At 63.0% G+C, this 12,610-nt stretch carries 13 protein-coding genes; 1 reads left to right on the forward strand and 12 read right to left on the reverse strand.

What is annotated here, in order from left to right; translation table 11 throughout:
• Positions 1-28 precede the first annotated feature (28 nt).
• From K0H48_RS03960 to K0H48_RS04015, 12 genes are all read right to left on the reverse strand, one after another.
• Positions 29-2,341, reverse strand: a complete 2,313-nt coding sequence (locus K0H48_RS03960; protein WP_219266469.1) for an MMPL family transporter — start codon at positions 2,339-2,341, stop codon at positions 29-31.
• A complete protein-coding gene (locus K0H48_RS03965) occupies positions 2,331-3,041 on the reverse strand; it encodes an outer membrane lipoprotein carrier protein LolA (RefSeq protein WP_219266470.1) in 711 nt (236 codons plus the stop codon). Before K0H48_RS03965 ends, K0H48_RS03960 begins: the two co-directional genes overlap by 11 nt.
• A complete protein-coding gene (locus K0H48_RS03970; protein WP_219266471.1) occupies positions 3,038-3,463 on the reverse strand; it encodes a thioesterase family protein in 426 nt (141 codons plus the stop codon). The genes K0H48_RS03965 and K0H48_RS03970 overlap by 4 nt, the downstream gene beginning before the upstream one ends.
• Positions 3,456-4,997: a histidine ammonia-lyase gene (gene hutH, locus K0H48_RS03975; protein WP_219266472.1), complete on the reverse strand. Its 1,542-nt coding sequence runs from the start codon at positions 4,995-4,997 to the stop codon at positions 3,456-3,458. The genes K0H48_RS03970 and hutH overlap by 8 nt, the downstream gene beginning before the upstream one ends.
• Positions 4,981-5,916, reverse strand: coding sequence for a glycosyl transferase (locus tag K0H48_RS03980; protein WP_219266473.1), 936 nt, complete (start codon positions 5,914-5,916; stop codon positions 4,981-4,983). The genes hutH and K0H48_RS03980 overlap by 17 nt, the downstream gene beginning before the upstream one ends.
• Positions 5,913-6,647, reverse strand: a complete 735-nt coding sequence (locus K0H48_RS03985; RefSeq protein WP_219266474.1) for a glycosyltransferase family 2 protein — start codon at positions 6,645-6,647, stop codon at positions 5,913-5,915. Before K0H48_RS03985 ends, K0H48_RS03980 begins: the two co-directional genes overlap by 4 nt.
• A 200-nt stretch (positions 6,648-6,847) precedes the next feature.
• On the reverse strand, positions 6,848-8,518 hold the full coding sequence (locus tag K0H48_RS03990; protein ID WP_219266475.1) for an acyl-CoA synthetase family protein: 1,671 nt from the start codon (positions 8,516-8,518) through the stop codon (positions 6,848-6,850).
• Positions 8,515-9,060 (reverse strand): hypothetical protein, encoded by a 546-nt coding sequence (locus K0H48_RS03995; RefSeq protein WP_219266476.1) that lies wholly within the window; start codon positions 9,058-9,060, stop codon positions 8,515-8,517. Before K0H48_RS03995 ends, K0H48_RS03990 begins: the two co-directional genes overlap by 4 nt.
• Complete coding sequence (locus tag K0H48_RS04000; protein ID WP_138817182.1) at positions 9,057-9,311, reverse strand: acyl carrier protein; 255 nt, start codon at positions 9,309-9,311, stop codon at positions 9,057-9,059. The genes K0H48_RS03995 and K0H48_RS04000 overlap by 4 nt, the downstream gene beginning before the upstream one ends.
• 9 nt (positions 9,312-9,320) lie before the next feature.
• On the reverse strand, positions 9,321-9,590 hold the full coding sequence (locus tag K0H48_RS04005) for a phosphopantetheine-binding protein (protein WP_219266477.1): 270 nt from the start codon (positions 9,588-9,590) through the stop codon (positions 9,321-9,323).
• Positions 9,568-10,380, reverse strand: coding sequence for a 1-acyl-sn-glycerol-3-phosphate acyltransferase (locus tag K0H48_RS04010; RefSeq protein WP_219266478.1), 813 nt, complete (start codon positions 10,378-10,380; stop codon positions 9,568-9,570). Before K0H48_RS04010 ends, K0H48_RS04005 begins: the two co-directional genes overlap by 23 nt.
• Positions 10,356-11,075 (reverse strand): beta-ketoacyl synthase chain length factor, encoded by a 720-nt coding sequence (locus K0H48_RS04015; protein ID WP_219266479.1) that lies wholly within the window; start codon positions 11,073-11,075, stop codon positions 10,356-10,358. Before K0H48_RS04015 ends, K0H48_RS04010 begins: the two co-directional genes overlap by 25 nt.
• Before the next feature lie 306 nt (positions 11,076-11,381).
• On the opposite strand from K0H48_RS04015, the gene K0H48_RS04020 reads away from it, so the two are divergent.
• The gene (locus tag K0H48_RS04020; RefSeq protein WP_017138539.1) at positions 11,382-12,152 is read left to right on the forward strand and encodes a ParA family protein; all 771 of its coding nucleotides are present in this window, start codon (positions 11,382-11,384) and stop codon (positions 12,150-12,152) included.
• The last annotated feature ends 458 nt before the right edge of the window (positions 12,153-12,610 follow it).

Raw genomic sequence — 12,610 nt, forward strand, 5'->3', positions numbered from 1 at the left:
CTCCTTGCCACTTTGGCGATTAACACATTCATAAGGCGTGCTTCTGATGCCCGGCCCAAGGCGCCAGCATAAAGCTGAACGCCAGGCCGAGGCTGACCGACAGGCCGAAATTACTCACGGCGGGTGTACTCGACACCGCCAGCAGGCCAAACGACAACCAGGTCGTCAGCGCCGCCAGCAGCGTACCTAAAAGACTCACGGCCGCGCCGCCGATCTGCTCGCGCATCAAGATCGCATAGTCGACGCTGATGGCGGTGACCAACAGCAGGCCGAACAGGCTGAACAAGGTCAGCGGCTGGCCCAGCCAACCGAGGCTGGCGAGGCTGCACAGCGCCGCGAGGAGTGGCAGGGCGACGATGCGCAACGCACCGCCAACACCGAACGGCATGATCAGTAACAGCACGATCAGCACACACGACATCAGCTTCAATTCAGCCGCGCTGATCTGCGTGTCGGCAAACACCCGGTTCAAATCACCCAGCCGGTCGACCAGTTGCACGCCGGGTAAATCCAGCGCCTGCACACGCAACAGCGCCGGGTTGTTCAAGCCTTGCAGGCTGACCAACGCCGCCACACCGCCGTCCACTGGCCCCAGCCACAAGGTGCGCCAAGGCTCAGCCAATGGCCCAACCAGCGCGGCATCGATGTCTTCGGTGGGCAGCGCTTGCAGTTGCGTGACTTCGGCTTGCAGCGCGCTGGCCGGCACGCCCAGGTCCAGCAACGGCTGCCAGTGCGGCGCGAGGTTGTTCAGCGCAGCACGCAGTTGTTGCTGCTCAGCCGGCAGGCTCACCAGTTGGTTGAGCGCCAGGTAGCCTTGCAGCTTGCCCATGTTCACCAACTGATCCAGGCGCTCGCCCAAGGCGGCCTGGCGTTCCAGCAACTGCTGCTGGTTGTCGGCGCGCACCAGGAAAAACTGGCTGGTGGGCTGGAAACCGGTGATACGCGCCACGGCCTGGGCTTCTTGCAGCAATTGTGGCGGTGCGCCGATCCATTGGCGGATATCGTTTTTACTGTTCAAGTGCCACAGGCCGCCTGCGCAAAACAGCAGCAACAGCGCCAGCAGCACTGGGCTTGGCACGCGCTTGAGCAACGCGGCGCGCAATAGCCACAGGCATTCGGCAACCCGCAGCGGCCACTGTGCCGGGCGCAGTTCCACGCCCTTGAGCAGCGCGGGCAGCAGGCACACCGCCGACAGGTAAGCACCGACTAAACCGGCAGCGGAGAACACCGCGATTTGTGTGAGCGCCGGGAACGGCGTCCAGGCCAGCGCCAAGTAGCCAATGCAACTGGTCGCCAGGCTCAGGCTCAGCCCCGGCAGGGTCAGGCGCAAGGCCGGCCAGCTGCGCCAGGGTTGCAGGCTCCAGCTTTTGGACAGGTAATGCAGCGGGTAATCCACCGCCACGCCGATCAGGCTGGAGCCCAGCACCAGGGTCATCACATGCATATGGCCGAACAGCGCCACACAGGCCACCGCGCCAAACAGCATGCCCACCAGCACCGGCACAAACGCCAGCAACACGCGCCAGCGCCGGAACGCCAGCAACAGCAACAACAGGATGCCCAGCGTGGCGCCGCCGCCGACCCAGGTGATTTCCCGCGTGGCCTGTTGCTGCCCGTTGGCAGCGTAAAGCAGGCCGCTGGCGGCGAGCAATTGTGCGCCTTGCTCGCGGGCCTGTTCGCGACTGGCCTGGAGCAGATCCGCCACTTGCAGCGGCAGTTTCATGTCAAAGGCATTGCCGGTGGTGCGCGCACGCAGCAGCACCCAGCTTTTGCCGTCGGCATCGGCAATCAATGCGCCGCTGCCGATATCCAGCTGCACCGAACCGTGCTGCGGCTGGCTGTTCTGGATGCGCCCGGTGAGGCCCAGCCAGTCGTCCTGGCTCGGCACCAGGCTGAACCCGGTGAACGGGTCGAACAAGGCTTGCACGCGCTGCTGAATGAACGCGTCGGGCTGTTCGATCAGTTGCTCGCGGTCCTTGGCCGAGAGCATCGCCAGCCGACCGCGCAGCAGTTGCTCACGCAGGGCGGGCAAGTCCGCTTGCAGGTTCCACTGCACTTTTTCAAACAGCCCGCTGGCTTGCCAGCGTTCGCCCATTTGCTGCGCCACTGCTACGGCTTTTTGCCGGTCGGCATGCCCTACCAGCACCAGCATCTCGCGGTTCAGTGGCTCCTGCATGCGCTGTTCGGCCTTGAGTTCCAGCGCATCCGGCGTGCTGCCCGGCACCAGTTCCATCAGGTTGGCCGACAACGGCGCGCCATGGCGCCATTGCCAGCCGGCCAGGGCCAATACCGCCGCCAGCAGGATCAGGAACAGGCGTGGCAGCCAGCGCTCACTGGGCAAAGTCGTGTTGCTCCGATTCGCTCAACGGTCGGCCGGCAGTGCTGTCCTGCATGCGCAGCACGGTGCTGTCGCCCTGGGTTTCGAGCAGTTCGATTTTTTGCACCAGCTCGCCGCCGTCGATATTGATCTGGGTGAACACCTGCTTGAGCAGCAGCGAACGTGGGACCAGCGTCAGCTTCCACTGTTGGGCTTCGCCTTGCAGCTGCAATTCGAAATCACGCTGCAAGCCACTGCTGTCGCCCTGAAGCACGGCCAGGAACAGGCGATTCTGCTCGGCACCGGCGCTCTTGTTCGGCAGCAATTGCCAGCCATTGGCGTCACGCCGGGCGATGCCTTGGGCGCTGATGCGGTAGTCCTGTTGCAGCGGGGTTTTCAGCAGCCACAGCAGGCCGTGGTCTTTGGCGAGTACGAAGGTGCCTTTGCTGACCAAGGGCTGGGGCAGGGCGCGCAGGTGTTTTTCCTGGGTGAAGCTGCCGTGGATTACAGAGGGTTTGGCTAGCTGGTTGCTTAGCTGTTGCAAGTCGAAAGCGTGGGCCAGACCTGGAATACAAAACGACAGAACGAATGCGATCAATGTGGGAGCGGCGGTGCGACGATTCGACTTGCTCGCGAAGGACCTGAGGGCGCCGCGTAATGTCAGTGGACCCGCGTTATCGTTAACGACCTTCGCGAGCAAGCCCGCTCCCACATTAGATCTCATTTCAGGGCCCTTTCTACGGCGTTGGTGAAGACTGCGGGCGAGGCCAGTTGCATCTCGCGGCTGGCGATCTCTACCGCCACTTGCACGGTGCTGGCGCGGGTCAAACGTTCGCCGCTGGCCAGGTCGGTGATCAGGTAATTCACCTTCAAACGGTTCTCCCATTCCACCAAACTGGCGCGCACGTTGATGGTCTGGCCGAACACAGCCTCGCGCACATAGCGCAGCTGCATGTCGATCACCGGCCAGGCGTAGCCGGATTCGAGCATCGCCGTGTAGTTGTGGCCGAGCTTGTCCAGCAACGCACAGCGCGCCACTTCCAGGTACTTCACGTAGTGCCCGTGCCACACCACGTTCATGGTGTCGATATCAAAAAACGGCACGAGGATTTGCGTGTCGCAGTGCAAAACGCCTTGGCTACGCATGCAGCCTCCAGTGTTGTTCGGCGATACGTTTGAGGCACAGGCGCAGTTCGCCTTCCAGGGCGCGGTCTTCGATCACCGGCGGGAAGTCTTTGGTCAGCTCGATATGCATGGCCGCCAAGGCCGGTGGCAGGGGGCGCGCGTCTTCAGCCTGGGCGCGCAGCCACACGCCTTGGTTGGCGGCGAGCAAGGTGGCGGCGGCGACCTGTTCGGTCAGCTCCAGTACGCGGATCGCGTCGCGGGCGGCGATGGTGCCCATGCTCACCTTGTCCTGGTTGTGGCACTCGGTGGAGCGCGAGAACACGCTGGCCGGCATGGTGTTTTTCAGCGCTTCGGCGGTCCAGGCGCTGGTGCCGATCTGCACGGCCTTGAAGCCGTGGTTGATCATCGCGCGGTCGGCTGGCGCGCCGGACAGGTTGCTCGGCAGGCCATGGTTGTAGCGCACATCCACCAGCAGCGCGAGCTGGCGGTCGAGCAGGTCGGCGACGTTGGCCACCAGGGTCTTGAGGCTGTCCATGGCAAAGGCGATATGCCCGCCGTAGAAGTGCCCGCCGTGCAGCACGCGTTCTGCTTCGGCGTCGATAATCGGGTTGTCGTTGGCGCTGTTCAGTTCGATTTCGATAAACGAACGCAGCCAGTTCAGGCTGTCGGCCAGCACGCCCAGCACATGCGGTGCGCAGCGCAGCGAGTAGCGATCCTGCAAGCGGTGCAGTGGCGCAGTCGGCGCATCAATCGCCAGGTCCTTGCGCAGCCAGGCGGCCACTTGCATCTGCCCCGGGTGCGGCTTGGCGGCGAACAGGCGCTCGTCGAAGTGTTCCGGGTTGCCTTGCAGCGCCACCACGTTCAACGCGGTAATGCGCGTGGCCAGTTGCAGCAGGTAGTCGGCGCGAGCGAAGGCCAGGCAGGCGAGGCCGGTCATCACGGCGGTGCCGTTCATCAAGGCCAGGGCTTCTTTGGGGCGCAACACCAGCGGTTCCCAGCCGAGTTCACGATGCACGTCGGCAGCCTGGCGGCGTTCGCCACGGAACAGCACTTCGCGCTCACCGGACAGGGTCGCGGCCACGTAGGACAGCGGCGTCAGATCGCCGCTGGCGCCCACCGAACCTTCTTCCGGGATCAGCGGCAGCACATCGTGTTCGAGGAAGGCATGCAGGCGCTCCAGCAGCTCCACACGCACACCGGACACGCCGTGGCACAGCGACTGCAAGCGTGCGGCGAGCACGGCACGGGTGGCTTGGGCGTCGAGCAACTTGCCCAGGCCGCAACCGTGGAAGGTGTAGAGGTGACGCGGCAACGCCTCGACGTGCTGCAACGGCACCGCCACCACGCAGGAGTCGCCGTAGCCGGTGGTCACGCCGTAGATCACGCCTTCCTTGTCCAGCAGCGAGTCGAGGAACTGCGCGCCCATGGCGATGCGCTGGCGATAAGCGGCGTCAGCCTGCAATTGCGTGGGCGCCTGGCGGTTGGCCAGGGCCAGCACGTCTTCGATTGGCAGATGGCGTTCGCCAAAAATTACCGGCTCAAGATGCGGGGTCATCGGTCTTCCAGAAAGGGTAAAAGTTGAACCATTGTTGGGGCGCTTCCAGGCAAAACTCGCCCAGGCGTGCGGCGTAGCGGGCGGTCCACTGGGCGATGACCTGCTCGCGGGTGCTGCGCTTCCATTCGATCAAGGCGGCGAACGGCTCGATGGTCAGGCGGTAGCGGCCATTGTGCTTAAGGCACATCAGCAGGTTGACCGGGCATTTGAGCAAACCGGCCAGCAGCCAAGGGCCTTGCGGGAAGGCGGCGGCATACCCGAGAAAATCCACCCGCACTTTGCGCCCGCCGTGCAGCGGCACGCGGTCACCGGCAATCGCCAGCCACTCGCCCTCGTCCAGGCGCTGGCTGAGCAGCAACATGGTCGCCGGGTCCAGCTCGCTGACCTGAATCAGGCGCAAATGCGTGGCCCCGGCTTCGCCCAGCAGGCGGTTGAATTGTTCAGCGTGTTTGGTGTGCACCAGCACGTTCATGGTGACTTGCTCGCCAATCTCTGCGAGTGCGCGGCACACCTCAAGGTTGCCCAAGTGCGCGCCCACCAGCATCTGGCCGCGCTCGCCACGCAGTTGCCCGCGCAATTGCGCCGGATCGTTGATTTCGATCTGTTCGATACGCAGCTTGCCGTTCCACACGTCGAGCTTGTCGAGCAGGGAGTCGGCGAAGGCCATGAACTGCGCGAACACGCTTTTATGGCTGGGCCGCAACGCATCGCGCCCGCTCCAGTCGGCCAGGCGCTGCTGGTACTCCCAGGCGCTTTGGCGCGCTGTGCGGCCGAACAGGAAAAAGTACAAAACAATGCCGTACAGCACCGGGCTCAACAGGCGACGGCCCAGCACTTTGGCGGCGACGGCGGTGAGTTTCATCAGCCAGAAGCTGCCGCGCTCTTCGCGGTCGGCCCAGTGTTTGGTGTTGTCGCTCATGCCTGCCACCGTCGCCACACAATCATCGGTGCGCGTACCAGCATGCCGAAGAACAGCCGGGTGTGCATGGCGCTGATGCGTACGTTGTCGCGGAACAGGCGGAAGTGCGACACGCCGTCAGTGGGGTAATGCACTTGGGTCGGCAGCCAGCGCATCGGCTGGTTGCGCCAGGCCAGGCGCACCAGGATGTCGGAGTCAAAATCCATGCGCGTGCCGATGTACGCCGAATCCATCAAGGCCAGGGTCGGCGCCAGCGGGTACACGCGAAAGCCGCACATCGAGTCGCGAATCTGCAGTGACAGGGTGTTGATCCACACCCACACGTGGGTCAGGTAGCGTGCGTACAAGCGGCCTTTGGGCACGCTGTCGTCGTATTCGGGGTAGCCGCAGATCACCGCGTTTGGGTGCGTGCGCGAGGCGTCGAGGAAACTGTCGACTTCGCGCAGGTCGTGCTGGCCGTCGGCGTCCACTTGCAGGGCGTGGGTGTAGCCCAGGCGCGCGGCTTCGCGGAACCCGGCCATCACGGCGCCGCCTTTGCCTTGGTTGTTTGGCAGGGTCAGCAAAGTGACGTGATCGAGCGTTGCCAGTTGCGCCAATATCGCCGCGCACGCCGGGCTGCTGCCATCATCGACCAGCAAGCACGGCAAGCCGCTGTTCAACAGGCTGTGCACCACGGCGGGTACGGCGGTTTCGTGGTTGTAGACCGGGATGAGGGCGCAGGGGTTATGCATGGTGTACCCAGCCAGCGATTGAACAACCTGTGGCGAGCAGGCTTGTCGAATCGTCGCACCGCCTGCGTTGGGCTGCGCAGCGGCCCCAGTAAGGTAACCTCCGTGAATCAGGCAGTACTCCATTACAGGTTTTGGGGCCGCTTCGCAGCCCAACGCAGGGCAAGCCTGCTCGCCACATTAAGCCTGTTAGCCACAAGAGCTTAAGCATGCGCAGCCACCAATTGAATCCGGCCGCTGGAGCAGGCTGCGATGCCGTTGCGGTAGGCGAAGTACAGCTTGCCGCGCTCTTGATCAAAGCGCAGGTGCAGTTCGATCTGGTCACCTGGGCGCACCAGTTGCTGGAACTTGAGCACTTCCATTCCGGCAAAGGTCTCGGGTAAATCCAGCAGTTGCTGGCCCAGGTTGAAGGCCCATTCCACCTGCACAACACCCGGCAGCACCGGCGTGACCGGGAAGTGGCCGCTGAAGTAGGCCAGGTCCGGCGGGATGCTCAGTTGCAGGGTCCATTCGCCGTTGGCTTCGACTTGCTCCAGCACTTGCGGCGCCTTTGGTCGTGGTGCCAGCAGCAATGCTTCTACGTCAGCCTGGGGCAGTTTGCCTTGGCTGTTCAGCGGCAATTGGCGCAGCAGGCGCCAGCGTCGTGGCAGGGCCAGGGCTTCGCAATGTTGGCTCAAATGTTCGCGCAGGGTTTGCGTAACGGTGCGGCGCCCCTGGTTGCGCAGTGCATGCAGGCCATCGGCGCTCAGCACCACTAGCGCGCCGAGTGAGGCGCGGTTTTCCTGCACCACGCCCAGGCGGGTTTCAGCGACCCAGGCGTGGGTCAGCAGTGCCTGTTCGAGCATGGGCAGGGAGATGCGTTTTTCTTCCAGTTTGACGATCCGATCCAGGCGCCCGAGCAGCTCGAAGCGGCCATCGGAATGAATGCGCGCCGCGTCGGCGGTTTGTTCGATATGCCCGGCCGGCAGGTACGGCGAGGCAATGCGCAGGGCGCCGTCGGCATCCTGGCTCAGTTCCACATCGGCAAACGGCTGCCACGGCTGTGCGCCCTGGCGCCAGGCGATGCCACCGGTTTCCGAGCTGCCGAGGATTTCCGTCGGCCATTGCTGTAAGCGGTCGTACAGGCTGCCGGCGGCTTCCATCGGCAGCGCGCCGCCGGATGAGAACACCCGCGACACTTGGCTCAGCGCGGGCCAATCGAGGTTGTCGCCCATGCGCTTGAGCAGCGCGGGGCTCGCGACCCAGGCAAATTGCCCATGCTCGCGGCTGGCGCGCTGCATGTCTTCAGGGAAGGCCAGCTGCTTGCGCACAAAGGTGCGACCGGCGCACAACGGCCACAACACGCGAAACAGCAAACCATAGATATGCTGGGTGGCCACGCTGCCGATGATGCAGGCGTCTTTGAGGTCGGCGCCCCACAGCGCTTCCAGCGCTGCCACTTCGTTGGCCAGTTGGCGCAGGGTCTTGTCGATGCGCTTGGGCTCGCCGCTGGAGCCGGAAGTACACAGGCTCAATTGGCAGGCGTCGAGATCGAGCGCGGCAGGGCTCAACGGCGCTTGATACAGCGCGTCCAGATCGGCGGCCTCAACCAGCCAGGCGTCTACGCTGTCGTCCCAGCGTTGGCGGGTCTGCGGTTGCAGGTCGGCAGGCAACAGCACGCTGACCCCGGCACGCCAGGCGCCCAGCAGGGCAATGGCCAGCACGCCTGCATCTTCCAGGTGTACCGCCAAGCGCTGGATACCGCGCGCCTGCAGGCCCGCCGCGAGGCTCAGGGCCTGCTCACAGAGTTGGGCGTGATTCATCGCAGGTTCGGTGGTGACCGAACGTTGTTCCAGCGGCTCAAGCAGCAAGTGCTCAAGTTTCAACCCATTCATACGCGGCCTCGAACCCTTTGTCGTACCAGCCATTCCACGGCAAACAGCAGCCCCATCAGCCCGTAGGCGATGAGGCCGTTGTACAACGTCCACCAGCTCAGCGGCGCCCACAGCGTGAGGGCGGCGGCGAGCAAGCCATTACACAGAAAAAACACGCTCCACACCACGGTGACCTTGCGCGTGTACACAATTGCGTTGGGCGGCAGCTGCGGGTCGGTCATGCGCGCCAGGCGCTCGACCATCGGCGGCCCGTATTTGAGGCTCAGGCCGAACAGCGCCAGCATGAACGCGCTGACCAGGCTCGGGTACCAGCGCAGCAACTGCGGGTTGTCGAACCAGGCCAGCAGCAGGCAGAACACGATCACCGCCACGGCCATCCAGCGGCTGCCGGGGCGGCGCGCACCGGTCAGCGCACGCAGCAGCCACAGGCTGCCCAGCAGCAAACCGAATTGCCACGGCGCGAAGTGCTCGGTGCCGTAATACACTGCAAAAGGGTACAGCAGCCCCGCCAGCAACAGGCCAAGGCCGATCAGCCGGCTCATGCGGCAGGCTGGACCAGACGGTACACCGCCTCAACCACGTCGTTGACGGTGCGCACTGCCTTGAACTCTTCGGCGGCGATCTTCTTGCCGGTCTTGCGCTTGATATGGTCGATCAGGTCCACGGCATCGATGCTGTCGATTTCCAGGTCCTGGTACAGGTTGGCGTCGAGGGTGACGCGCTCAGGCGGCAGTTCAAACAGCTCCACCAAGGCATCGCGCAGGGTGTTGAAAATATCGTCACGAGTTTGCATGGTCCGGTCTCAAGCTGCCTTTTTGGCCGTGACGAATGCCGCAAGGCTGGCCACGTTGGTGAAGTGATTGCGCGTGTCTTTGGCGTCGGCATCGATCTTGATGCCGTACTTTTTCTGGATCGCCAGGCCCAACTCCAGGGCGTCCACCGAATCCAGGCCCAGGCCTTCGCCGAACAGGGTCTGGTCGCTGCCAATGTCGTCGGGGCTGATGTCTTCCAGGCCCAGGGCCTCGATGATCAGCACCTTTATGTCGTGCTCAAGGCTGTATTGGTCGCTCATCTTCGGCGAGCTCCTTAATGAAATAGTGATGCAGGTAATCGTTGAGCTTGCGTGAAGCCTGGGGCGCGGGCCCCAGTGTGGCAAACGCCTGTGGGTCTATATCGGCACCTACGCGCAAACTGAAGTGAAAACGGCGCTTGGGAATGCGATACCAGGGTTCGGCCTTGGTCAGGGTGGTGGGGCTGACCTTGATCACCACCGGGGTGATGATTGTCGCACCGCGCAGTGCAATGGCGGCGCCACCGCGATGAAAGGCCGGTGGTGCGCCGGGCGTGGTGCGCGTGCCCTCGGGAAAGATGATCAGCGTCTGGCCTTCGCGCAGCGCATCGGCCGCCGCATCGAGCATGTCGGCACTGCCGTCATTGCTGATGTAACCGGCGTCGCGCACCGGCCCACGGGTGAACGGGTTCTGGAACAGGCTCTGCTTGACCACGCAGTTGGTCTGGCGCATCAGGCCGATCAAAAACACCACGTCGATCAGCGACGGGTGGTTGGCGACGATCATCTGGCCTGGGCGGCCGAGTTTTTCGGCGCCTTCAACGCTGTAGGTCAGCACACCGGCGCGTTGCATCAGGCGAATAAACAGCCAGAACAGTTTGCTGATGGTGTGGCGGGCGCGGCGCTGGTGCTTGGCCGCGCTGCCTGGCAGGCAACTGAGCAGCGGGAACACCAGCAAACGCAGGCACAGCCCGCCGACGCCAAAGCAGAAGAAGCTCGCGGCGGTGGCGAACAGGCGCCAGTAGTAGGCGTCCCGTGGCTTGTCGGTCAGAGCTTGCGTTGCCAGTTCCATACACGGTTCTTCCAGGCATGTTGGCAGGTGGCCTGCTCGGTAAGCAGGGTGCGCAGCAGGTTCAGGGCGTGTGGCCACTGGGTTTGAGTGAGTTGGACAGCGCCGCTGTTTAGTTCCAGTCGCCACTCGTCGCCCGGGGTCAGCAGCAAGCCGAGGGCGTAGGGGAAGGGCACATCATGGATCCAGTCGGCGTAGGCCGCAGGCGGTTGTTCTTCGGTGATCACCAGCAATACCGCCGGCGCGCCTTCGTTGAGCAGCGCGGCCGCTTCGAGCATGCCGTGTTCCAGGCCGTCGCCGGCGGCGGCGAGGGCGGTCATTTCGCAGGTCTCATTGCGCAGGATCGACCACAGGCCAATCACTGCGTTATGCACCGACAGGCTGAACTGGGTGGGCGACAGCGGCTCGTCGTTGGCCAGGTCGCTGAGGATGTCGAGGGTGCGCGGGGTTTCGCCGTGCCGGGAAATAAACACCAGCGGCAGGTCTTGCCGACCCTCGGCCAATGGCCAGCCCACGCTGAACGCCATGCGCGCCAGCCGGCTCAGGCGGCGGCGCTGCATGGCGGGCAGGAAGGACACGTCGGGTGACGCATCGCTGGCCGGCAGTACCAACGGAGCCTGGCACCAGGCGCGCCAGTCGTGCGCAGTCTCCAGGCCCGGAGCCCAGGCGCGCCATTGGTCGATATTGAAAGTGATCACTGAGAAGTTATCCCGCCCCTGCGGGCTTCCATGTGCAGCCGTTGGCCCCGAATACCGGGACAGGGAACCATGGCCGAATGGCGCGCATTATCCCGGTGCCGTGGGGTTCTAGCAAACTTTGGTAAAGAATTGTTCACGAGTGAATACAATTTGCCCGGAAAGATTTACAGATTGTCCTTTACCCGCGCCGTGTGTGGATTGTAGGACTCTTCCTTTTGTGCGGCGGCTGATGCGATGAACGAGGTAGCTAACAGGCGCTTTTGCCCTCTACACTCGGACATTCATTGATACACGGAGGTTTTTTCCATGCGGCGTGTGGTGTTCAATCAAAAAGGCGGGGTTGGCAAGTCCAGCATCGCCTGCAACCTGGCGGCGGTGAGCGCCAGTGAAGGCTATCGGACCCTGTTGGTGGACCTCGATGCACAGGCCAACTCAACCCAGTACCTCACGGGGCTGACCGGCGACGATATCCCGATGGGCATTGCCGACTTCTTCAAGCAAACCCTGTCTTCCGGGCCGTTTTCGAAGAAGAACCAGGTGGATATCTACGAAACGCCGTTCGACAACCTGCATGTGATCACCGCGACCGCCGAGCTTGCAGACCTGCAGCCCAAGCTTGAGGCCAAGCACAAGATCAACAAGCTGCGAAAACTGCTGGATGAGTTGAGCGAAGACTACGACCGAATTTACCTGGATACGCCGCCGGCACTGAATTTTTATGCGGTTTCGGCGTTGATTGCCGCTGATCGCGTGCTGATCCCGTTTGATTGCGACAGCTTCTCGCGCCAGGCGCTGTATGGCCTTTTGCGTGAAATCGAAGAACTGAAGGAAGACCACAACGAAGGCCTGGAAGTGGAAGGCATTGTGGTCAACCAGTTCCAGGCCCGTGCGAGCCTGCCGCAGCAGATGCTGGATGAGTTGATTGCCGAAGGTTTGCCGGTACTGCCGGTGTACCTGGCCAGCTCGGTGCGCATGCGCGAGTCGCACCAGGAGAGCAAGCCGCTGATCCACCTGGACCCACGACACAAGCTGACGTTGCAGTTTGTGGAGCTGCATAACTTGCTGGAAAATGCCTGATTTTACAGGCGATGCAAGTCCCCTGTGGGAGCGGGCTTGCTCGCGAATGCGGTGTGTCAGTCGCCACATGAGCTGACTGAACTACCGCATTCGCGAGCAAGCCCGCTCCCACATTTATGTTGTGTTTCAGCATGGGATTTGGATTGTTCCTACGAAGGCTGTAGGAAGGGTCTGGCAAATGGGGTTGTGGCTTGTATCGTTGCCTACAGCTAAGCCAGAATCGCCCGGCTTGTGCGTCTGGATGGGCGTCTCTAAGGTTCTCGGGTCACTGAATGTTCAGTGATCGGGTTTAGTAGCCCGAAGAGCGTCGTAGAGTGCATGAGCTTCATCTAGCAGACTTTTGTCTGTGTTTGATGGCGGCTGTGCGTAGGGCATCTTCGGGTGCGCCGGCTTTGCGTCGTTCCCCGGTCTACTAACCTGCGCGCAGCTGCCACCCTCGTTTAGTAGCGAGGGAAGGG

It is taken from the genome of Pseudomonas sp. Xaverov 259, from assembly GCF_019352915.1.
In the GTDB taxonomy this organism is placed as follows: domain Bacteria; phylum Pseudomonadota; class Gammaproteobacteria; order Pseudomonadales; family Pseudomonadaceae; genus Aquipseudomonas.

Excerpts from the sequence above, each read along its gene's own strand:
- K0H48_RS03965 (WP_219266470.1), bottom strand. The coding sequence starts at position 3,041 with ATGAGATCTAATGTGGGAGCGGGCTTGCTCGCGAAGGTCGTTAACGAT.
- K0H48_RS03970 (WP_219266471.1), bottom strand. The coding sequence starts at position 3,463 with ATGCGTAGCCAAGGCGTTTTGCACTGCGACACGCAAATCCTCGTGCCG.
- hutH (WP_219266472.1), bottom strand. The coding sequence starts at position 4,997 with ATGACCCCGCATCTTGAGCCGGTAATTTTTGGCGAACGCCATCTGCCA.
- K0H48_RS03980 (WP_219266473.1), bottom strand. The coding sequence starts at position 5,916 with ATGAGCGACAACACCAAACACTGGGCCGACCGCGAAGAGCGCGGCAGC.
- K0H48_RS03985 (WP_219266474.1), bottom strand. The coding sequence starts at position 6,647 with ATGCATAACCCCTGCGCCCTCATCCCGGTCTACAACCACGAAACCGCC.
- K0H48_RS03990 (WP_219266475.1), bottom strand. The coding sequence starts at position 8,518 with ATGAATGGGTTGAAACTTGAGCACTTGCTGCTTGAGCCGCTGGAACAA.
- K0H48_RS03995 (WP_219266476.1), bottom strand. The coding sequence starts at position 9,060 with ATGAGCCGGCTGATCGGCCTTGGCCTGTTGCTGGCGGGGCTGCTGTAC.
- K0H48_RS04000 (WP_138817182.1), bottom strand. The coding sequence starts at position 9,311 with ATGCAAACTCGTGACGATATTTTCAACACCCTGCGCGATGCCTTGGTG.
- K0H48_RS04005 (WP_219266477.1), bottom strand. The coding sequence starts at position 9,590 with ATGAGCGACCAATACAGCCTTGAGCACGACATAAAGGTGCTGATCATC.
- K0H48_RS04010 (WP_219266478.1), bottom strand. The coding sequence starts at position 10,380 with ATGGAACTGGCAACGCAAGCTCTGACCGACAAGCCACGGGACGCCTAC.
- K0H48_RS04020 (WP_017138539.1), top strand. The coding sequence starts at position 11,382 with ATGCGGCGTGTGGTGTTCAATCAAAAAGGCGGGGTTGGCAAGTCCAGC.